General features: G+C 69.9%; 18 protein-coding genes. All 18 read left to right on the top strand.

Annotated features, from left to right (window positions below; genetic code table 11):
- Positions 1 to 163: 163 nt before the first annotated feature.
- Positions 164 to 1,789: a UDP-N-acetylmuramoyl-L-alanyl-D-glutamate--2,6-diaminopimelate ligase gene (locus K3M35_RS06945; protein WP_220666187.1), complete on the top strand. Its 1,626-nt coding sequence runs from the start codon at positions 164 to 166 to the stop codon at positions 1,787 to 1,789.
- A complete protein-coding gene (murF, locus tag K3M35_RS06940; RefSeq protein ID WP_064061524.1) occupies positions 1,786 to 3,327 on the top strand; it encodes a UDP-N-acetylmuramoyl-tripeptide--D-alanyl-D-alanine ligase in 1,542 nt (513 codons plus the stop codon). The genes K3M35_RS06945 and murF overlap by 4 nt, the downstream gene beginning before the upstream one ends.
- On the top strand, positions 3,324 to 4,403 hold the full coding sequence (mraY, locus tag K3M35_RS06935; RefSeq protein ID WP_006554142.1) for a phospho-N-acetylmuramoyl-pentapeptide-transferase: 1,080 nt from the start codon (positions 3,324 to 3,326) through the stop codon (positions 4,401 to 4,403). Before murF ends, mraY begins: the two co-directional genes overlap by 4 nt.
- Positions 4,404 to 4,405: 2 nt before the next feature.
- Positions 4,406 to 5,896, top strand: coding sequence for a UDP-N-acetylmuramoyl-L-alanine--D-glutamate ligase (murD, locus tag K3M35_RS06930; protein WP_024101270.1), 1,491 nt, complete (start codon positions 4,406 to 4,408; stop codon positions 5,894 to 5,896).
- Positions 5,897 to 5,976: 80 nt separating this feature from the next.
- Positions 5,977 to 7,464: a putative lipid II flippase FtsW gene (gene ftsW, locus K3M35_RS06925; RefSeq protein ID WP_050993496.1), complete on the top strand. Its 1,488-nt coding sequence runs from the start codon at positions 5,977 to 5,979 to the stop codon at positions 7,462 to 7,464.
- Complete coding sequence (murG, locus tag K3M35_RS06920) at positions 7,461 to 8,615, top strand: undecaprenyldiphospho-muramoylpentapeptide beta-N-acetylglucosaminyltransferase (protein ID WP_033097602.1); 1,155 nt, start codon at positions 7,461 to 7,463, stop codon at positions 8,613 to 8,615. The genes ftsW and murG overlap by 4 nt, the downstream gene beginning before the upstream one ends.
- Positions 8,612 to 10,180 carry a UDP-N-acetylmuramate--L-alanine ligase gene (gene murC / locus K3M35_RS06915; protein WP_064061522.1) on the top strand — a complete coding sequence of 523 codons (1,569 nt, stop codon included), beginning with the start codon at positions 8,612 to 8,614 and terminating at the stop codon, positions 10,178 to 10,180. The genes murG and murC overlap by 4 nt, the downstream gene beginning before the upstream one ends.
- Positions 10,177 to 10,950, top strand: coding sequence for a cell division protein FtsQ/DivIB (locus K3M35_RS06910; protein ID WP_006554137.1), 774 nt, complete (start codon positions 10,177 to 10,179; stop codon positions 10,948 to 10,950). The genes murC and K3M35_RS06910 overlap by 4 nt, the downstream gene beginning before the upstream one ends.
- 246 nt (positions 10,951 to 11,196) lie before the next feature.
- Positions 11,197 to 12,435 (top strand): cell division protein FtsZ, encoded by a 1,239-nt coding sequence (gene ftsZ / locus K3M35_RS06905; protein ID WP_064061521.1) that lies wholly within the window; start codon positions 11,197 to 11,199, stop codon positions 12,433 to 12,435.
- Complete coding sequence (gene pgeF, locus K3M35_RS06900; RefSeq protein WP_016691805.1) at positions 12,432 to 13,178, top strand: peptidoglycan editing factor PgeF; 747 nt, start codon at positions 12,432 to 12,434, stop codon at positions 13,176 to 13,178. Before ftsZ ends, pgeF begins: the two co-directional genes overlap by 4 nt.
- Positions 13,175 to 13,906, top strand: coding sequence for a YggS family pyridoxal phosphate-dependent enzyme (locus tag K3M35_RS06895; RefSeq protein ID WP_064061520.1), 732 nt, complete (start codon positions 13,175 to 13,177; stop codon positions 13,904 to 13,906). The genes pgeF and K3M35_RS06895 overlap by 4 nt, the downstream gene beginning before the upstream one ends.
- A gap of 32 nt (positions 13,907 to 13,938) precedes the next feature.
- A complete protein-coding gene (locus K3M35_RS06890) occupies positions 13,939 to 14,601 on the top strand; it encodes a cell division protein SepF (protein ID WP_006554133.1) in 663 nt (220 codons plus the stop codon).
- A 156-nt stretch (positions 14,602 to 14,757) separates the two neighbouring features.
- Positions 14,758 to 15,048: a YggT family protein gene (locus tag K3M35_RS06885; RefSeq protein WP_006554132.1), complete on the top strand. Its 291-nt coding sequence runs from the start codon at positions 14,758 to 14,760 to the stop codon at positions 15,046 to 15,048.
- Between the two features lie 151 nt (positions 15,049 to 15,199).
- Positions 15,200 to 16,054: a DivIVA domain-containing protein gene (locus tag K3M35_RS06880; protein WP_006554131.1), complete on the top strand. Its 855-nt coding sequence runs from the start codon at positions 15,200 to 15,202 to the stop codon at positions 16,052 to 16,054.
- A gap of 63 nt (positions 16,055 to 16,117) precedes the next feature.
- Positions 16,118 to 16,390 carry a hypothetical protein gene (locus K3M35_RS06875; protein WP_006554130.1) on the top strand — a complete coding sequence of 91 codons (273 nt, stop codon included), beginning with the start codon at positions 16,118 to 16,120 and terminating at the stop codon, positions 16,388 to 16,390.
- Between the two features lie 260 nt (positions 16,391 to 16,650).
- Positions 16,651 to 19,809, top strand: coding sequence for an isoleucine--tRNA ligase (ileS, locus tag K3M35_RS06870; protein ID WP_064061519.1), 3,159 nt, complete (start codon positions 16,651 to 16,653; stop codon positions 19,807 to 19,809).
- A 124-nt stretch (positions 19,810 to 19,933) separates the two neighbouring features.
- Positions 19,934 to 21,244, top strand: a complete 1,311-nt coding sequence (locus K3M35_RS06865; protein WP_064061518.1) for a DNA polymerase IV — start codon at positions 19,934 to 19,936, stop codon at positions 21,242 to 21,244.
- A gap of 122 nt (positions 21,245 to 21,366) precedes the next feature.
- Positions 21,367 to 21,873, top strand: a complete 507-nt coding sequence (locus tag K3M35_RS06860; protein ID WP_064061517.1) for a hypothetical protein — start codon at positions 21,367 to 21,369, stop codon at positions 21,871 to 21,873.
- Positions 21,874 to 21,931 lie beyond the last annotated feature (58 nt).

Here is a 21,931-nt window from a genome sequence, read left to right as displayed (position 1 = left end):
TGACACGACGGTCGTCGCCGAGAGCGGATCGGGAACGAACCCGGAAACATCCGTCGGAGTGCCTGCAGACGAGCTGCAGCGAAGCGAGAGGAAACTGGTGCCTGTGCCATCGAGTCCGGATCCGGCTCCTCCGGAGGAGGGGCGGAGACCCGAGCACCCACCGATGACGCAGATCTCGGTTCTCGCCGACGCCATCGGGGCGCGCGTCGAGATCGTCAATGCAGCCGCCGGAGAGGATGCGGCCCGCGCGGCCGCGATCACCGGCATCGACCTGCGCGCCCAGGGCATCCGCCCCGGCGACGTCTTCGCCGCGCTGCCCGGCGCGCGCGCCCACGGCGCCTCCTACGCGGGCACCGCGCTCGAACGCGGAGCGGTCGCCGTGCTGACCGACGAGGCCGGTCGCGACCTCGTCGCCGAGGCCACCTCCGATTCGGTCGCGGTCCTCGTCCATCCCGAACCGCGTGTCGCGCTGGGGGCGGCGTCGGCCACCGTCTACGGACACCCCTCCCGGAGCATGCAGGTCATCGGCATCACGGGCACGTCCGGTAAGACCACGACGTCCTATCTCGTCGAGGCAGGCCTCGTCGCGGCCGGACGCGTCGTCGGTCTCGTCGGGACCGTGGAGACCCGGATCGAAGGCATTCGCGTGCCGAGCACCCTCACGACACCCGAGGCGCCGCAGCTGCACGCCCTGTTCGCCGTCATGCGCGAACGCGGTGTCGACACGGTCGTGATGGAGGTTTCCAGCCATGCCCTCGCACTCGGTCGCGTGGACGCCACCGAGTTCGCCGTCGGCGGGTTCACCAACCTGTCCCAGGACCATCTCGACTTCCACAAGGACCTCGACGACTACTTCGGCGCGAAGGCCCGGCTGTTCGCCGAGGACTCGCCGGTCCGGGCCCGCCGCGCGGTGGTGTGCACCGACGACGTGTGGGGACGTCGCATGGCCGAGGTCGCGCGCGCGGGCCGCGACGACGCGACCGCAGTCCGCACGGTCACCGCAGGTGGCGACGGTGACGCTGCCGGCGCCGCGGCCGATTGGACGGTCACCGACGAGGTCCCCGAAGAGACGGGAGTGCAGCAGTTCACCCTGACCGGTCCGGACGGGATCGCCCGCCGCGCCACCGTCGGCCTGCCGGGCCGCTACAACGTCACCAACGCCGCTCTCGCCGTAGCGCTTTGCGCCGAGGTGGGCGCCGACATCGACGCCGCGATCCGCGGTATCGCCGATGTCGCGGTGCCCGGCCGGGTCGAACGGGTCGAGCGCGGTCAGGACTTCCTCGCCGTCGTCGACTACGCCCACAAGCCCGCGGCGCTCGAAGCGGTCATCGGAACCCTGCGCGCCGCGACCGAGGGACGCATCGCCGTCGTCGTCGGTGCGGGCGGCGACCGCGACCGGACGAAGCGGCCGATCATGGGCGAGGTCGCGGCGCGGGCCGCCGATCTGGTGGTCGTGACCGACGACAACCCACGAACCGAGAGCCCCGCCGCCATCCGCGCGGCCGTCCTCGACGGTGCACACTCCGTCCCGGCGGCCGAACGCGGCGAGATCCTCGAGATCGGCGATCGCGCCGCGGCGATCGACGCCGCGGTCGCGTGGGCCCGCCCGGGCGACGTCGTCCTCGTCGCCGGCAAGGGCCACGAGACGGGGCAGGAGATCGACGGAGTGAAGCACCCCTTCGACGACCGCGAGGTCCTCGGCGCAGCTCTCGACAAGTACCGGACCGCAGGACCCGACGGTGACCATCCGCCTGCTGCGGGCGGTTCGCATCACGGAGGCAAGGCATGATCCCGATGACACTGGCTCGGATCGCGGAGGTCGTCGGGGGCACCCTGCACGACGTCGACGATCCGTCCGCCGAGGTGACCGGTTCCGTCGAGTTCGACTCGCGACGGATCGGTCCCGGCGGCCTGTTCCTGGCGCTGCCCGGTGCGCGCTCGGACGGGCACGATCACGCCGCGGCCGCCGTCGCCGCCGGTGCGGTCGCGGTCCTGGCCGCACGGCCGGTGGGTGTGCCCGCCATCGTCGTGCCGCCCATCCCGCCGACCGAGACCAACACCCTCGCGCTCGAACACGACAGCGACGGATCCGGCGCGGCCGTGCTCGCCGGCCTCGCGAAGCTCGCCCGCACCGTGGTGGACACGCTCACCGGCGCCGGCCTCACCGTTGTCGGTGTCACCGGTTCGGCGGGCAAGACGTCCACGAAGGACATGATCGCCGCCGTGCTCGCACCGCTCGGTGAGGTCGTCGCCCCGCCCGGCTCGTTCAACAACGAACTCGGCCACCCCTGGACCGCGCTGCGCGCCACCGAATCCACCCGGTTCCTCGTCCTCGAGAAGTCGGCGCGGGGCCCCGGGCACATCGCGACCCTGAGCCGCATCGCCCCGCCGCGGATCGGTGTCGTGCTCAACGTCGGTACCGCACACCTCGGCGAGTTCGGCTCGCAGGAGGTCATCGCCGAGACGAAGGGCGAACTCGTCGAGGCGCTGCCCAGCGCCGCCGAGGGGGGAGTGGCGATCCTCAACGCCGACGACACCCTCGTGTCGAAGATGGCGACCCGCACCACCGGTCGTGTGGTGACCGTCGGGACCGGGTCCGGTGCCGCCTATCGCGCCGAGGACATCCACCTCGACGACCAGGCGCGTGCCTCCTTCACCGCCGTCGTCCCCGGCGCCGACGGACAGGAGCGGCGCGTGCCCGTGCGGCTCGCCGTGCACGGCGAACACCAGATCGGCAACGCCCTGTCGGCGATCGCCGTCGCCGTGGAGTGCGGTGCGACGGTCGAGCAGGCCGCCGAGGCGCTCGCGACGGCGGGTCCCGTCTCGGCGCACCGCATGGCGGTGCACACCCGATCCGACGGGGTGACCGTCATCGACGACGCCTACAACGCCAATCCCGATTCCATGCGCGCAGCCGTGAAGGCCCTGGTCACCATGGCGCGGTCCGGTCCGGATCGCCGGCGCACCTTCGCGGTGCTGGGGGAGATGGCCGAGCTCGGGGACGACGCCGTCGTCGCCCACGACGCCATCGGACGCCTCGCCGTGCGCCTCGACGTCACCCGCATCATCGCCGTCGGTGCCACGCGGCCGGTCCGGGGTCTGTTCCAGGGCGCCGTGATGGAAGGATCGTGGGGTGAGGAAGCGAGCCACGTACCCGATGCCGACGCCGCGATCGCGTTGTTGCGCGACGAACTGCAACCGGGCGACATCGTGCTCGTGAAGGCATCGCAGTCCGTGGGACTGTGGACCGTCGCCGAGGCCGTCCTCGCGGACGACCCCGGTGCCGGAGACAACGACGCTGCTGTGGGGACGGAGGACGCCCGGTGAGACAGATCCTGTTCGCGGCGGGCATCGCGCTCGCAGTCTCGATCCTGCTCACCCCCCTCCTGATCAAGATGTTCTCCCGGCAGGGCTTCGGGCAGGAGATCCGGGTCGAGGGCCCGCAGAGCCACCAGTCCAAGCGCGGCACCCCCACCATGGGCGGCGTCGCGATCCTCGCCGGTCTGTGGGCCGGTTACTGGGGGTCGCATCTCATCGGTACGGGATACGACGCGGAAGGTCCCACGGCCTCGGGTCTGCTCGTGCTCGGCCTGACGACGGCGCTCGGCGGCGTCGGCTTCCTCGACGACTTCATCAAGATTCGCAAGCAGCGCAATCTCGGTCTGAACAAGACGGCCAAGCTGGTCGGCCAGCTGGTCGTCGCGGTGGGCTTCGGCATCCTCGCGCTGCAGTTCCGCAATGCGGACGGTCTCACCCCGGCGAGCACCGATCTGTCCTACGTGCGCGACATCGCCACGGTCTCGATGGGCTCGATCGTGTTCATCCTGTTCGTCTATCTGCTGGTCAGCGCGTGGTCGAACGCGGTGAACCTCACCGACGGCCTCGACGGTCTCGCTGCGGGTTCGATGGCGCTGGTGCTCGGCGCCTACGTCATCATCACCTTCTGGCAGTACCGCAACGCGTGCGCCGTGGAGCCGACCGCCGGGTGCTACGACGTCCGTGATCCGCTCGATCTCGCGTTGCTGTGCGCCGCCGGCGCCGCCGCCTGCATCGGCTTCCTGTGGTGGAACGCCGCACCGGCCAAGATCTTCATGGGCGACACGGGCTCGCTCGCCCTCGGCGGCATGCTGGCCGGTCTGTCCATCACGACCCGCACCGAGCTGCTCATGGTGGTCATCGGCGCGCTGTTCGTCGCGGAGGCCGCCTCGGTGGTCATCCAGGTCGCGGTCTTCCGGTCCAGCCGCAGGCGGGTGTTCCGGATGGCACCCTTCCACCATCACTTCGAACTCGGCGGATGGGCCGAGACCACGGTGATCATCCGGTTCTGGTTGCTCGCCGCCATCGCCTCGGCGATCGGTCTGGCCCTCTTCTACAGCGAATACCTCGCGGCGATCGGGGACTGACCGTGAACGACGAACTCGAACGGCTCAGAGGACGGGCGGTGCTCGTCGCCGGGGCAGGGGTGTCCGGCCGCGCGACGATCGAACCCCTTACCGATCTCGGCGCCCACGTCACCGTCACCGACCGCAACGAGCGGGCACTGGCCGAGTGCGCGGCGCTCGGCGCCCGGACGGTCGACCTCGACAGTCTCGTCGACGACCCCGCTGCGCTGCGCGAGTTCGCCCTGGTGGTCACGAGTCCCGGATTCCCGCCCGACGCCCCGCTGCTCTCGCGCGCGGCCGGCGCGGCGATCCCCATCTGGGGCGACATCGAACTGTCCTGGCGCATCGACCGCGCCGAGGTCTACGGACCGGCCCGTCGGTGGCTGGCCGTCACCGGGACGAACGGCAAGACCACTACGACCATGATGCTGCACGCGATCCTCGAGGCCTCCGGCCTCGGCAGCGTCGCGTGCGGCAACATCGGTCTTCCCGTGCTCGACGCCCTGCGCCGCGACGAACCGCGGGCCGACGTACTCGCCGTCGAGTTGTCGTCCTTCCAGCTGCACTGGGCGCCCTCGGTTCGGCCCGAGGCCGGCGTCGTGCTCAACATCGCCGAGGACCATCTCGACTGGCACGGCGGCATCGAGAACTACATCGAGGCCAAACTCGGTGCGCTCACCGGCGCCGTCGGGGTCATCGGTCTCGACGACCCGATCGCCGGTGGTCTCGGCGACCGGTCCCGTGCCGTGGTCACCGTGGGCTTCACCCTGGGCTATCCCCAGGAAGGCGAACTCGGGATCAGCGGCGAACTGCTCGTCGACCGGGCGTTCGCCGATTCCGCCGTGCTCGCCCGGGTGGACGACGTGACGCCGCCCGGCCCCGCCGGACTGTCCGACGCACTCGCGGCCGCAGCCCTCGCCCGGGCCATCGACGTGCCCGCCTCGGCGGTGCACGACGGCCTGCGACGGCACCGCGTCGGTCCGCACCGCGCCGCGCCGGTCGGGCAGGTCGACGGCGTCGAGTACATCGACGATTCGAAGGCGACCAATCCGCACGCGGCCCGTAGTTCGCTGCTCGCCCGCGACCGCGTGGTGTGGATCGCCGGTGGTCTGCTCAAGGGCGCCCGCGTGGACGACCTGGTCGCCGAGGTTGCGCCGCGACTGTCCGGAGCCGTGCTGCTCGGCCGCGACGCCGGCGACATCGCCGACGCGCTGGCGCGACACGCCCCGCAGGTCCCGGTCGTCGTCGTGGACACGGGCGACGATGAAGCGATGACCGATGCGACGAGCGAGACCGACACGTCTTCGGTGAGGAGGGCCGTGGCACCGGGCGCCGACGGTCCTGCCGCGATGCGCGTGGTGGTCCGGGAAGCGGCCGCACTCGCCTCGCCGGGGGAGACGGTGCTGCTCGCCCCGGCCGCGGCATCGCTCGACATGTTCGCCGATTACGCGGAGCGCGGCCGGAGTTTCGCGTCCGCGGTCGAGGAACTCCGCGGGGGCGGGACGCAACCGTGACCCCTCGGGCAGGAGCGACCCGAGCAGGGGCGAACACCGACGAGCCGGTGGTCGGAGTACGCGGCCGGTTCGGGGCCTGGATGGCGCGACCGCTCGCGTCCTTCCATCTCGTGGTGACGATCGCCGTCCTGCTCACCGTGCTCGGCCTCGTCATGGTGCTGTCGTCGTCGAGCGTCGGCGCGGTGGCCGCGGCGGGATCGGCCTACGGATTGTTCACCTCCCAGGCGATCTTCGCCGTCCTGGGCATGGTGATCTTCTACATCGCGCTGCAGATCCCGGTCCGGGTGATGCGACGCTTCGCCTTCCCGGCGTTCGCGTTCTCGGTCGTGCTGCTCGTGCTCGTGCTCATACCGGGCATCGGTACGGTCTCGCAGGGCACCCGGGGGTGGTTCGTCATCGCCGGTATCTCGTTGCAGCCGGCGGAGATCGCCAAGATCACCCTTGCCGTGTGGGGTGCGCACCTGCTCGCCTCCCGGCGTGGGGAGAACTCGACGCTGCGCGAGATGCTCGTCCCGCTCGTCCCGGCCGCCCTGCTCGTGACCGGCCTGATCGTGCTCCAGCCCGACCTCGGCACCACCGTCTCGATCGTGATCATCGTGATCGCCCTGTTGTGGTTCGCGGGACTGCCGCTCAAGGTGTTCCTCGGGATCGTCGGCACGGCCGCCACACTCGCGGTGATCCTGGCCTTGACGGCCGGCTATCGCTCGCAGCGTGTGCGGGCCTTCTTCAACCCCGGCGACGACCCGCAGGGTGCCGGTTACCAGGCGCGACAGGCGAAGTTCTCCCTCGCGGACGGCGGCCTGTGGGGTCGCGGGCTCGGTCAGAGCCGCGCGAAGTGGAGTTATCTGCCCAACGCCCACAACGACTTCATCTTCGCGATCATCGGTGAGGAACTGGGCTTCCTCGGTGGAGTGGCCGTCATCGGCCTGTTCGGTCTGTTCGCCTATGTCGGACTGCGGATCGCGATGCGCTCGGCCGACCCCTTCCTGCGCCTGTTCACTGCGACGGCGACGACGTGGATCATCGGCCAGGCCTTCATCAACATCGGCTACGTCGTGGGACTGCTGCCCGTGACCGGCCTGCAGTTGCCGCTCGTGTCGGCCGGTGGTACCTCGACGGCCACCACCCTGCTGATGTTCGGCCTGATCGCCAACGCAGCCAGACACGAACCCGAGGCCATCGCCGCGCTGCACGCGGGTCAGGACGGCCGGTTCGCGCGGCTGCTGCGCCTGCGCAAGCCGGAGGCCTACCGGGCCGGTCGCTCCTCGGCGGCGCGTACGGTCGCAGCACGACAGCCGCGAGCGCGGGCCGCGGCGCCCGAGCGCAGTGCCCGCCCCGCGTCGAAAGGTGGGGGATCGCGCAAGCGGCAGTCCCCCGCACCGAACGAGCGGCAACGGGGAGCCGCGACGGACCGCCGGACATCGGCAGGCCGGACGGAACCCCGGGAGGGGACCGGCCGGGCCCGGCGTGCACAACCTGCACGCGAACCGGCTCGCGGCCGGCAGCAGACGAACCGCACGACACGCGGATCGAACGGACGAAGCGGAGAGAGAGGGAACCGTAGGTGAGTGGGGAGAGGCCGGCACTGTCGGTGGTGGTGGCCGGAGGCGGCACGGCCGGTCATATCGAACCGGCACTCGCGGTGGCCGACGCCGTTCGCGCACTCGTGCCTGACGCGCGGATCACCGCTATCGGCACCGAACGGGGACTCGAGACGACGCTGGTGCCGCGCCGCGGATATCCCCTCGAACTCATCCCACCGGTGCCGCTGCCCCGCAAGCCGACGGTGGACCTGCTGAGACTTCCCGGCCGGGTCGTCTCGTCGGTGCGCCGTACCAGGCAGATCCTCGACGAGGTCGGCGCCGACGTCGTCGTCGGTTTCGGCGGGTACGTGGCGTTGCCCGCCTATCTCGCGGCCGGAGCCGGTCCGCTGCGTCGACGCCGGCGCATCCCGGTCGTCGTCCACGAGGCCAATGCCAGTGCGGGCATCGCCAATCGCATCGGTGCCCTGCGGGCCGAGCGCGTGCTCGCCGCCGTCCCGCGCTCGGGAATCGTCCGGCGCGGTGACGCGCAGATCGTGGGGATCCCGGTCCGCTCGTCGATCACGGGTCTCGACCGCGCCGGGCTGCGCGCGGAGGCACGCCGGCACTTCGGTCTGCCCGACGACGTACCCGTGCTGCTCGTCTTCGGTGGGTCGCAGGGTGCACGCTCGCTGAACGAGGCCGTGTCCGGCGCGTCCTCGGCACTCGCGGAGGCCGGCATCGCGGTGCTGCACGCGCACGGACCGAAGAACACCGTGGACATCCCCGCCCATGTCGGTCACGCCCGCGCCCCGTACGTCACCGTGCCCTATCTCGAACGGATGGACCTCGCGTACTCCGCCGCCGATGCGGTGGTCTGCCGGTCCGGGGCCATGACGGTCGCGGAGGTCTCGGCGGTGGGTCTGCCCGCCGTGTACGTGCCGCTCCCGCACGGGAATGGTGAACAGGAACTCAACGCCCGCCCCGTCGTCGAGGCCGGCGGTGGCAGGATCGTCGCCGACGGCGACCTGACTTCGGACTATGTCGCCACGGAAGTGGTGTCGCTGCTCGGCGACGAGCGGAGACTCGTGGAGATGGGGCGCAGCGCCGCGGCCGCTGGTCACCGCAGCGCCGCAGACGAGATGGCGCGCATAGTGCTCGAGGTTGCCGGAGTGGAACCGAACAGGAGTGAACGATGAGTGCGCAGTTACCCGCCGAACTCGAGCGGGTGCACATGGTCGGTATCGGCGGTGCCGGGATGTCGGGCATCGCCCGGATCCTGCTCGCCCGTGGGGGACAGGTATCGGGTTCCGACGCGAAGGAGAGCCGCGGTGTGCTCGCGCTGCGGGCCCGCGGCGCGCAGGTCCGCATCGGCCACGCCGCCGAGGCTCTCGACCTGCTGGAGGGTGGTCCTACCGCCCTGGTCACAACGTTCGCGGCTATCCCGAAGGACAATCCCGAACTGGTCGCCGCCCGCGAGCGGGGCATCCCGATCCTGTTGCGACCCGCGGTCCTCGCCTCGCTGATGCGAGGGAACCGCACCTTCCTGGTCTCCGGCACCCACGGCAAGACCTCCACGACGTCGATGCTCGTCGTCGCGCTGCAGCACTGCGGCCTCGATCCGTCCTTCGCGGTGGGCGGTGAACTCAACGAATCCGGGACCAACGCCCACCACGGCAGCGGGGACGTCTTCGTCGCCGAAGCCGACGAGAGCGACGGCTCGCTGCTGCAGTACGACCCGAACACCGTGATCGTCACGAACATCGAGGCCGATCACCTCGACTACTTCGGCACGCCGGAGGCGTACACGGCGGTCTTCGACGAGTTCGTCGCCCGCATCGCCCCCGGCGGCCTGCTCGTCGTCTGCCTCGACGACCCCGGCTCGGCGGCCCTCGCCGAGCGCGTCGTCGCCCTCGGCCGCGACGACCTGCGGGTGCAGGGTTACGGCACCGCCGACGTCATCGGCACCGTGGGCGACCACCGCGGCGTTCCCGTCGGGGTGCGGCTGCTCGGCTGGGAGGCCAAGGATGTCGGCGGCGTCGCCGAGTTCCACCTCGCGGGTGAGGATTCGCCGCGCACCGTGCGACTGTCCGTCCCCGGCCGGCACATGGCGCTCAATGCTCTCGCCGCGCTGCTCGCCGCGCTCGAAGCCGGAGCGCAGGTCGACGAGGCGCTGGAAGGCCTCGCCGGTTTCGGTGGTGTGCACCGGCGGTTCCAGTACACCGGCCGCGAACACGGTGTGCGGGTGTTCGACGACTACGCCCACCATCCCACCGAGGTCCGCGCGGTCCTTGCGGCCGCGGCCGAACTCGTGGCGGGAGAGCCGCTGCGCTACACCGAGACCGGCACCGAACGGCCCCGCGTGATCGTCGTCTTCCAGCCGCATCTCTACTCGCGCACCGAGGCGTTCGCCACCGAGTTCGGGCAGGCTCTCGACCTCGCCGACGAGGTTGTGGTGCTCGACGTCTACGGCGCCCGGGAGGAACCGATCCCGGGTGTGAGCGGTGCGCTGGTCGCGCGGGCGGTGAGCAAGCCTGTGCACTACCAGCCGAATCTGTCCGCGGTGCCGCGGCAGGTCGCGCGTCTGACCCGGCCGGGTGATGTTGTGATCACGATGGGTGCCGGTGACGTCACGATGCTGGGCCGCCAGATCCTCGACGCGCTCCACAGCAAACCGGGTCGCTTCCGTCCGGCCGGGGCGGCTCCCGAGCCCGGCGGATTCCGCGCACCCGGCGGTTCCGGACCGGGACCGATCAGCTCGTGACGCCCGCCGCCGTCTCGTCGCGCCGCCGTCGCGGACGACCGTCACGCGAACCGCGTGAGCCCGATGAAGCCCGCGAACGCAGCACTGCCCGTCGCCCGTCCGGGCGGTCGGTGCGCCTGCGGACGGTACTGCTAGGGGCGGCTGTCGTCGCGGTGTTCCTCGGCGCCATCGCGGTGGCGTGGCTGTCGCCGTTGCTGTCCGTGCGGGTGATCGAGGTGGACGGGATCGAGGTCGTCACCTACGACGAGGTGGTCGACGCGCTCGCGGTCGCCGAGGGCACGCCGCTGCTCCGGGTCGACACGGCCGCGGCGGCCCAGCGGGTCGCGACGATTCCGCGTGCGGCGTCGGCCCGGGTCCAGCGGGTCTATCCCTCCACCGTCCGGGTGACAGTGACCGAGCGCGAGGCGATGGTCTTCTTCGACGCCCCCGACGGCACCCACTCTGTCGACATCGAGGGAGTGGACTTCGCGGTCGAGCCGCCTCCGATGTTCACTCCCCGTCTCGTCACTCCGACGCCGGGCACCGGCGATCCCGCGACCCGCGCCGCCGTGGAGGTGCTCGACAAGTTACCGCCCGACCTGCGCGTGCAGGTGGAGACGGTCGAAGCGCCCTCCCCGTCCGACATCTCGATCGTCCTCACCGACGGGCGTGTCGTGGTGTGGGGTGGAACCGATCGTTCCGAGCGGAAGGCGGCGGTCGTCGGCCCGCTGCTGACACAGCCGGGGGAGCGATTCGACGTGGCGAGTCCCGACCTGCCGACGGTGAGGTGAGGGATCGACGAAATTCGTCCGGCGTGTCCGGCGCGTCTACTGGCTAATCTCGGTACCCGTGCCATAGCGTTTCGGACAGTCGCGTTACTTGACATAACCTTCAAGCTGTGGTTGAGGGTTTGTCGGGGCAGCGCGCTGCGGAGCCGTCCGCCCGACCGGCGGACGTGACCGACATCGAGTCGGACCCAGACCCAGCACCAACCCGGACACCATGCACCACCCGGAACTTCAGGAAGGCGAGAGCACATGACGCCCCCGCACAACTACCTCGCCGTAATCAAGGTCGTCGGTATCGGCGGTGGCGGCGTGAACGCGGTCAACCGCATGATCGAGCAGGGACTCAAGGGAGTCGAGTTCATTGCCGTCAACACCGACGCGCAAGCCCTGCTCATGTCGGATGCCGACGTCAAGCTCGACGTCGGCCGCGAACTGACCCGCGGACTCGGCGCCGGCGCAGACCCGGAGGTCGGCCGCAAGGCCGCCGAGGATCACAAGGACGAGATCGAAGAAGTACTCAAGGGCGCCGACATGGTCTTCGTGACCGCAGGCGAGGGTGGTGGAACCGGTACCGGCGGCGCTCCCGTCGTCGCGAGCATCGCCCGCAAGCTCGGCGCGCTCACCGTCGGTGTCGTCACGCGTCCGTTCTCGTTCGAGGGCAAGCGCCGCGGCAGTCAGGCCGACACCGGCATCCAGACGCTGCGCGAGTCCTGCGACACGCTCATCGTCATCCCCAACGACCGGCTCCTCCAGCTCGGCGACGCCGCCGTCAGTCTCATGGACGCCTTCCGCTCCGCCGACGAGGTGCTCCTCAACGGTGTCCAGGGCATCACCGACCTCATCACCACACCGGGTCTGATCAACGTCGACTTCGCCGACGTGAAGGGCGTCATGTCGGGTGCCGGCTCCGCGTTGATGGGCATCGGCTCGTCGCGCGGCGAGGGGCGTGCGATCAAGGCCGCGGAGGCCGCGATCAACTCGCCGCTGCTCGAGGCGTCGATGGAAGGCGCGCGCGGCGTGCTGCTGTCGATCGCCGGCGGATCCGATCTCGGCCTGTTCGAGATCAACGAGGCTGCCTCGCTCGTGCAGGAGGCCGCGCACATCGACGCCAACATCATCTTCGGCACGGTCATCGACGACTCGCTCGGCGACGAGGTCCGCGTGACCGTCATCGCCGCGGGCTTCGAGGGCGGAACGCCTGCCCGCCGTCCCGTCGAGGTCGGCCAGCAGCAGCAGGGGCAGGCGCAACAGCAGCCTCAGCCTCAGCAGCAGCAGCAGCAGCCGGCCGGTCGGCCCGGTGCGATCGGCGTCGCGCGCGCCGGCGAACTCGGCCGTCCCGAGCGCGAGACCGTCGAAACCACCCCCGTGCGCGAGCAGCCCCCCGTCGGCAGCCAGCCGCCGGCCGGAGGCGGCAACGCACCCCGCAGCGTGGACATCGACGACGACGGTGACGACGACGTCGACGTGCCGATCTTCATGCGCCGTTGACGGCTCCGCACCGCCTGCTGCGCGCCCGCCGGGTCGTGACCACACGAGCCGGCGGGGTGTCCGCAGCTCCGTACGACAGTTTCAACCTCGCCGATCACGTCGGTGACGACCCGGCCGCAGTCGCTGCCAACCGGCGGCGGCTCGCGTCCGTCATCGGGTTGCCGCCCGAGCGGTTCGTCTGGATGGAACAGATCCACAGCCGCAACGTCACCGTGGTCGACGGGCCGGTGTCCGAACCCGTTCCCGCCACCGATGCGCTCGTCACCCGCGAGACCGGGCTCGCGCTCGTGACCCTCAGCGCCGACTGCGTGTCGATCCTGCTGTCCGACGAGGTGGCCGGGGTGATCGCCGCGGTGCACGCCGGCCGGGTGGGGGCGCGCATCGGGATCCTCCCGCGCGTGCTCGACGTCATGGTCGATCTCGGCGCCCGCCCCGATCGCATCGGTGCGCTGCTCGGACCGGCCGCGAGTGGCCGGCAGTACGAGGTGCCCGCGGCGATGAGAGCCGATGTCGAGGCACACCTGCCCGGCAGCGCGACCCGCACGAACCGCGGTACTCCCGGACTCGACCTGCGTGCCGGACTGCGCCGCCAGCTCGCCGATCACGGCGTGACCGCCGTGGTGGAGGATCCGCGCTGCACGATCGAGGACACCTCGCTGTTCAGCCACCGGCGTTCGGCACCCACGGGGCGGTTCGCCTCGGTCGTCTGGCTCGAGGAGGCCGGCGAGGAGGGAACGGCGTGAGCCCCACCTCCGAGGAGCGGCGCGACGAACTCGCCGGACGTCTCGCCGCCGTACGCGAGCGGCTCGACGCCGCGGCGCGCGCCGCCGGACGCGATCCGTCGGACGTCGCGTTGCTGACTGTCACCAAGTTCTTTCCCGCCTCCGACGCCGTGCTCCTCCACGAGCTGGGATGCGAACGCTTCGGCGAGTCCCGCGAGCAGGAGGCGAGCGCGAAGATCGCCGTGTTCCGGGAGAGCGTCGACGCGCCGGTCGAGTGGCACATGATCGGTCGGGTGCAGCGCAACAAGGCCCGTGCCGTCGCCCGTTGGGCGCACACGGTGCACTCGGTCGACAGTCTCCGTCTCGTGCAGGCCTTCGAGAAGGGGGCGCGGGCCGCCCTCGACACCGGCGAACGCACCGTACCGCTGCGGGCACTGCTGCAGGTCAGCCTCGACGGCGACCGGGAGCGCGGCGGCGTGGTCGCCGAGGATCTTCCCGCCCTCGCCGAGGCGGTCGCCGCGTCCGAGGTCCTCGAACTCGGAGGCTTGATGGGAGTGCCGCCGCTCGGGTGGGAGCCCGAGCGGGCATTCGAGCAGCTTCACGCCATGCATGCACGGTTGCTGCAGGACCACCCGGCGGCGGTGGAGCTGTCCGCGGGCATGTCGGGTGACCTCGAGCACGCGGTTCGATGGGGTTCGACGTGCGTGCGTGTCGGAACGGCGGTCTTGGGGTATCGACCGTTAGCCTGAATGACATCCGCCGCGCGAGGGAAAGGCGATCGATGAGCACACTCCACAAGTTCAAGGCGTACTTCGGGATGGTGCCGCTCGAGGATTACGAGGACGAGTACCTCGACGATCCGGCGAGTGGCCGCCGCGACCGTGATCGCGACTACGGCGAGGCCACTTATGGCGGCTACGCGCCGTCGCATCGCGACGAGTACGCCCCGTCGCACCGCGAGGAACCGGTTCGCGAGTTCGAGCACGACGAGTTCGACCGGTACGAGCCGGCACCGCGTCCGCGGGTCGAACCCATCACCGCTCGCAGTCCCCGTCCGGCGCCCACCCCGGCCCGCGCGGTTCCCAGCCGTGCACCACTGACGGCGGAGAGCCGGCTCGAGCGCGCCGAGCCCCGGCGTGGTGCGCTCTTCGACGAGGGAGGTCCGTTGTCCAAGATCACCACGTTGCGCCCCCGCGACTACAGCGAGGCGCGCACGATCGGTGAGCGTTTCCGCGACGGAACGCCGGTCATCATGGACCTCGTCGAGATGAGCAACGCCGACGCCAAGCGACTCGTCGACTTCGCGGCCGGGCTCGCCTTCGCGCTGCGCGGTTCGTTCGACAAGGTGGCCACGAAGGTCTTCCTGCTCTCGCCCGCCGACATCGACGTCTCCGCCGAGGAACGGCGGCGTATCGCCGAGACCGGCTTCTACAACCAGCAGTAGTCGACGCGCGCTGCGCGGGCGTGCACCCGGCACGTCCGTCGCGGCATGCCCGTCGCCGTCCCTCGAGCGTTCCGACACGCCCGGCCATGATGCAGATCACTGCAGGCCGGGCGTTTCGGTTTTGATCGACCCGTCATCGTCGGGCATTGTGGGCAGGTGGCCGTTTTCGAGGTGCTGTGGTTCCTGCTGTTCATCTTCTGGCTTCTGCTGATCGGACGGATCATCGTCGAGTTCATCAGAACCTTCGCGCGGGAGTGGAAGCCGTCCGGCTTCGTGGTCGTCGTTCTCGAGGCGATCTTCACGGTCACGGATCCGCCGGTGAAGCTGCTGCGGAGACTGATTCCGCCGCTCAATCTCGGTGGTGTACGGCTCGATCTGTCCATCATGGTCTTGCTGTTCATCGTGTATTTCCTCATGGCATTCCTGCCCAGGGGCGGCGCAGCATGATGCCTGCGTCGGACGTCGGGTCGAGCCGTCCCGGAGCTGCCGTGTGCCACAATGGAGTGCCATATACAGTGGGTTTTGATACGCGTAACGCACTGTCGATTACTCAGAACGCCTGCTTGACCGCTTACTCGACGCGTGAAGGGATCCTTCCATGCCGCTGACACCAGCTGATGTGCACAATGTCGCGTTCAGCAAGCCTCCGATCGGGAAGCGTGGTTACAACGAGGACGAGGTCGACGCCTTCCTCGATCTCGTCGAGCAGGAGTTGACGAACCTCATCGAGGAGAACGCCGACCTGCGTCAGCGGGTCGCCGAACTCGACCAGGAGCTTGCCGAAGCCAAGAAGGCGCCGCGCAGCGCGTCGTCGTCCGCGCCGGCGGCCCCGTCCAAACCCGAACCCGCGCGTGTCGTCGAGACACCCAAGCCGGAACCCGCCCCGGCGCCGGCTCCGGCACCCGTCCCGGTCGCCGCTGCGCCGTCGAGCGGCGACGCGAGCATGCAGGCCGCCAAGGTCCTCGGGCTCGCGCAGGAGATGGCCGACCGCCTCACAGGCGACGCCAAGGCCGAGGCCGAGGAGCTCGTGCGCAACGCTCGGACCAACTCCGAGCAGCTCGTCTCCGACGCCCGCACCCGCAGCGAGGCGATGATCGCCGACGCGCGGCAGAAGTCCGACGCGATGCTCGCCGATGCCCGCACCCGTTCGGAGACCCAGCTGCGTCAGGCCAAGGAGAAGGCCGACGCGCTGCAGGCGGACGCGGAGAAGAAGCACACCGAGATCATGGCCACGATCAACCAGCAGCGTTCGGTGCTGGAGGAGCGCATCGAGCGGCTCAAGACGTTCGAGCGTGAATACCGGGTGCGCCTGAAGTCCTATCTGGAGTCGCAGCTCGAAGAGCTCGAGCAGCGCGGTTCCGCCGTTCCGGTGGACGGTGGACAGGAAGTGTTCAACCAGTCCAACTCGTCGTCGTCGTTCGGATCGTCGTCCTTCGCGAAGGGCAACAGCTGACCGACGGTCTCTCCGGCTGGTGCTGTACGGCCTGGTGCTGTACCTCGGTAGAGGAGGAGCGTCGTGCTCGTCGTCACGCTGGTACTCGCAGCTGTCGGATTCGGTCTTCTCGTGATCGCGTTGATGACCGGTTCGGTGCTCTGGGCATGGGGTTGTATCGCGGTGTGCGTCGTGGGAGCGGTGCTCCTGCTGGCGAGCACGCTCGGCGGACGGAGTTCGGCCGAAGGTGAGTGGGCCGATCCCCGTTCCGTCGGGCAGGCCGGAGCCTCGGGCGGACGTCCCGGTCGGCGTGCATCGCGCCGGCGTCGCGGCGACCGGAATTCTTCGGATCGCTGAAGCGTCCTACAATATGCATCACCGAGCGTGAAGCTCGATCCCGCGATCGCGGGCGGCGTCGATCCGGCCATCACCGGGGAGCCTCCGGAAGAACGGCGACCTTGCCGGTCGCCCAGTAGAACCGGACGGGTGGGCCCGTCACAGCCCGAACGAGTGGCCGTCCCCCGGGACGAGCAAGCGGGGTGGTACCGCGGTGGCCGTGCACGCGCACGGCGATCGTCCCCGTGCCGAGACGTATCCAGGCACGGAGGAGCCACGCTGTGACCGAGAACCACGCTGCACCGGATCCCACCGCAGCAACCGCCGGCAGTACTGCCGGATATCCGCGCGTCGACTACGACCTGCCGCGCGATTCGGGTGTCGACTTCCCGGCGCTCGAAGAATGTGTGCTCGCACAGTGGGCCTCCGACGGCACCTTCGAGGCCTCGCTGCGCAACCGCGACGGCGCCGACGAGTTCGTCTTCTACGACGGCCCGCCCTTCGCGAACGGACTCCCGCACTACGGGCACCTGCTCACCGGCTACGTCAAGGACGTCGTCCCGCGTTTCCAGACCATGCTCGGCAAGAAGGTCGACCGTCGCTTCGGCTGGGACTGCCACGGCCTGCCCGCCGAGCTCGAGGCGGAGAAGCAGCTCGGCATCAAGGACAAGTCCGAGATCGACTCGATGGGCGTGGCCGAGTTCAACGCCTACTGCAAGCAGTCGGTGCTGCGCTATACCGGTGAGTGGCGCGACTACGTCACCCGCCAGGCACGCTGGGTCGACTTCGACAACGACTACAAGACCCTCGACCTCGACTTCATGGAGTCGGTCATGTGGGCGTTCAAGTCGCTGTACGAGAAGGGCCTGATCTACCAGGGCTTCCGCGTGCTGCCCTACAGTTGGTACGAGCAGACGCCGCTGTCGAACCAGGAGACCCGTCTCGACGACGCCTACAAGATGCGTCAGGACCCGGCGGTCACCGTCGAGATGGTGCTGCGCGCCCCCGGCTCCGAACTCGACGGCGCGTGCGCGCTCATCTGGACCACCACGCCGTGGACCCTGCCGTCCAACCTCGCGATCGCGGTGCACCCCGAGATCGAGTATGTCGCCGTGCGCGGGGCCGACGACAAGACCTACCTGCTCGCGCAGGATCGTCTCGGCCACTACGCCCGCGAACTCGGCGAGGAGCCCGAGGTGCTCGGCCGTTACCGCGGCACCGACCTCGTCGGTCTCGCCTACGAGCCGCCCTTCGACTTCTTCACCGGCCGCGAGAACGCCCACCGGGTGATCGCCGCCGACTACGTCACCACCGAGTCCGGCACCGGAATCGTCCACCTCGCACCGGCTTTCGGTGAAGAGGACATGGAGTACTGCCAGCGCAACGGCATCGAGCTCGTACAGCCGCTCGATCCGGGCGGCAAGTTCACCTCGATGGTGCCGCCGTACGAGGGTCTGCAGGTCTTCGACGCCAACCCGGCCATCATCAAGGACCTCAAGGCCGCCGGAAAGCTTGTGCGGCACGAGACCATCGAGCACTCCTACCCGCACTCGTGGCGGTCGGGTCAGCCGTTGATCTACATGGCGGTGCCGTCATGGTTCGTCGCCGTCACCCGTTTCCGCGACCGCATGGTCGAGCTCAACCAGCAGATCACGTGGGTGCCCGAGCACATCCGCGACGGTCAGTTCGGCAAGTGGCTCGAAGGTGCCCGCGACTGGAACATCAGCCGTAACCGCTACTGGGGCAGCCCGATCCCGGTGTGGATCTCGGACGACCCGGAGTACCCGCGTGTCGACGTCTACGGTTCGCTCGACGAACTCGAACGCGACTTCGGCGTGCGGCCCACCGACCTGCACCGGCCGATGATCGACGAACTCACCCGGCCGAATCCCGACGACCCGACCGGGAAGTCGACCATGCGTCGCGTCCCCGAGGTCCTCGACTGCTGGTTCGAGTCCGGCTCGATGCCGTTCGCCCAGGTGCACTATCCCTTCGAGAACCGCGACTGGTTCGACACGCACTACCCGGGCGACTTCATCGTCGAGTACAACGGCCAGACCCGCGGCTGGTTCTACACGCTTCACGTCCTGGCCACCGCGTTGTTCGACCGTCCCGCCTTCAAATGCGTTGCCGCCCACGGCATCGTTCTCGGCGACGACGGCCTGAAGATGAGCAAGTCGAAGGGCAACTATCCCGACGTCAACGAGGTCTTCGCCCGCGACGGTTCCGACGCGATGCGCTGGTTCCTCATGTCCTCGCCGATCCTGCGCGGCGGCAACCTCGTCGTCACCGAACAGGGTATTCGCGAGGGCGTGCGGCAGGCGCTGCTGCCGCTGTGGAACGCGTGGAGCTTCCTCCAGCTGTACGCGTCGAAGCCGGGCACCTGGCGGACCGATTCGACGAACGTGCTCGACCGGTACATCCTCGCCAAGCTCGCGCAGACCCGCGACGTCATCACCGAGGCACTCGAGACCGTCGACATCGCCGGCGCGTGCGACGAGCTGCGCACCTTCTGCGACGCGCTGACCAACTGGTACGTGCGCCGCTCGCGGAACCGGTTCTGGGACGAGGACACCGACGCGATCGACACCCTCCACACGGTGCTCGAGGTCGTCACGCGCCTGGCCGCGCCGCTGCTGCCGATGGCGTCCGAGGTGATCTGGCGGGGTCTGACCGGTGGTCGGTCGGTGCACCTGGCGGACTGGCCGGCGGCCGACGACCTGCCCTCGGATCCCGCGCTCGTCGCGGCGATGGACGAGGTGCGCGGGGTGTGCTCGACCGTGCTGTCGCTGCGCAAGGCCCAGAAGCTGCGCGTGCGGCTGCCGCTGCCCGAGGTGACGGTGGCGACGCCTGGTTCGTCGCATCTCGATCCGTTCGTCGATCTCATCAAGGACGAGGTCAACGTCAAGCGGGTCGTGACCACCGACGACGTCGAGGCCCACGGCCGGTTCGAGGTGGTCGTCAACGCGCGTGCCGCCGGTCCGCGTCTCGGCAAGGACGTGCAGACGGTCATCAAGGCCGTCAAGGCGGGAGACTGGACGCAGGCGGAGGACGGCACGGTCACCGCGGCCGGCATCGCCCTGCTGCCCGAGGAGTACACCAGCCGTCTGGTCGCGGCCGAGCCGGAATCCACCGCCGCGCTGCCGGGTGGCAACGGCCTGGTGGTCCTCGACACGGCCGTCACCGAGGAACTCGAGGCCGAGGGCTGGGCCAAGGACCGCATCCGCGAGTTCCAGGACGCGCGCCGCAACCTCGGCCTGGAGGTCTCCGACCGCATCTCGGTGCGGTTCGAGGTTCCCGCCGAACGCGCCGAATGGGCTGCCCGCCACCGGGATCTGATCGCCGGCGAGATCCTCGCCACGACCTTCGAACTCGGTGCCCCCGAGGGCGAGGCGATCGAACTCGGCGAGGGAACCCGCGCGTCCATCGTCAAGGCGTGACCGGGCCGGTGCTTCCGGGAGGATCGAGCGTCCTTCCGGAAGCACCGGTCTGCGGCCTCCCGCCGGACGTGTGGGTGCGGCGCACTAGTCTCGACACGTGCCCGCTTCCGTGAGTCGGCGCTGGGTGTTGCACCTGGATCTCGACGCGTTCTTCGCGTCCGCCGAGCAGTTGACCCGGCCGACCCTGCGGGGCCGGCCGGTCCTCGTCGGTGGGCTCGGTGCCCGCGGGGTGGTGGCCGGCGCGAGCTACGAGGCTCGCGTCTACGGTGCGCGCTCGGCCATGCCGATGAGCCGGGCACGGCGCCTCGTCGGACCGGCGGCGGTCGTGCTGCCTCCGCGCGGAATCCTGTACCGCGAACTGAGCGGACTCGTCTTCGACACCCTGCGCGCCCGGATCCCCATTCTCGAGACCCTCTCGCTCGACGAGGCGTTCGCCGAACCTCTCGAACTGGCCGGCGCCGACGCCGACGAGGTCGAACGCTTCTGTGCGGAGCTACGCGAACACGTCAGGGAGAAAACGGGTCTCGTCGCCTCCATCGGAGCAGGATCGGGTAAGCAGATCGCGAAGATCGGGTCCGGTCTCGCGAAACCGGACGGGCTGCTCGTCGTCCGGCCCGAAGGCGAGCTTCCGTTGCTGCACAACCTGCCGGTGCGCAAGCTGTGGGGGATCGGTCCGGTGGCCGAGGACCGGTTGCGGCGACTCGGTATCGAGACCATCGGCGATCTCGCGGCGCTGCCCGTCGCCGAGGCCGCGTCGATCCTCGGCGGCACCATCGGACCGGGATTGCACCGGCTCGCCAACGGATTCGACGACCGGCCCGTCGCCGAACGCGCCGAGGCGAAACAGGTCAGCGCCGAGACCACCTTTCCCACGGACATCGTCGCGATGCCCGGACTGCGGCGGGCGATCGCCGCGTCCGCGACCGCCGCGCACACACGCCTGCGCAAGGACGGGCGTGCCGCCCGCACGGTGGTGCTCAAGCTGCGCAAGGCCGACATGTCGGTGCTCACCCGGTCGTCGACCCTGCCCTACGCCACCGAGGACGTGCAGGTGCTCACCGCCGCCGCCCAGCGCCTCGCGCTCGATCCCCTCGAGATCGGCCCCGTCCGGCTCGTCGGGGTGGGTTATGCGGGTCTGTCCGCGATCGCGCAGGACAGCCTGTTCCCCGAACTCGACCGGACGACGACCGAGGAGATCGGACCGGCCGAGGAGGACGACGAGGAGCGCGTCGTGGCGAGCGGGCCGGCCACCCGGTGGACGCCGGGCGCCGACGTCTGCCATCCCGAATTCGGGAACGGATGGGTGCAGGGCGCGGGCCACGGCGTGGTCACCGTCCGCTTCGAGACACGCAGCACGGGTCCGGGACCAGCGCGGACGCTCGACGAGAACGATCCCGACCTCACCGTCGCCGACCCGCTCGCGAGCCTGAACTGAAACATGTTCCCGGCGCCCTCATGGTCTTCTTACTACCGCCGGGTACTCTTGCGGGCGATCCGCTGCCGGATGACCGAGCACGACGAACACATCGTGCACGACCGAACGAGAAGGACGAGAAGTTGAAGCTTCGCAAGATCACCGTCGCCACCGTGGCGCTCGCCGCCGCCCTCACGATGTCCGCCTGCAGCTCGGACGACAGCGGTAGCTCCTCCGAGACGACCGCGAAGACCAGCACGACCACGACCGCCGCGGCTCCGGCCGTCGACTACCCGCCGGTGCCCACCGTCGAGGAGCTCAACGCCGACCTCGCGCGCGCATTCGACCTGAGCGTCCCGGCCGCCGAGAAGACCGACCTGGTTCAGGGTGCCGAGGAGGATCCGGAGCTGATCAACATGGTCGCCCAGGCGGCCAACGACGCCGGTGTGCAGGTCAACGTCGTCGACGTGACCGACAACGAGAACGGCACGATCACCGCCGGTGTCGAGATGGCGCTCGCGGGCAGCGACCAGCCGTCCTTCGGCACGGTCGACTTCGTCGCCGAGGACGACACCTGGAAGGTGTCGAAGGACTACGCGTGCTCCATCGTCATCAACATGGCGCAGCTGCAGTCCCCGGCCTGCGTGTGATGTAGTACTCGTCCCGAACGAACCGACGGCCGGCGCGGATCATCCGCGCCGGCCGTCG

Source organism: Rhodococcus sp. DMU2021, from assembly GCF_019641445.1.
Taxonomy (GTDB): Bacteria; Actinomycetota; Actinomycetes; order Mycobacteriales; family Mycobacteriaceae; genus Rhodococcus; species Rhodococcus pyridinivorans.
The sequence above is the reverse complement of the archived record's forward strand: the minus strand, read 5'-3'. Positions and strand labels throughout refer to the sequence as shown.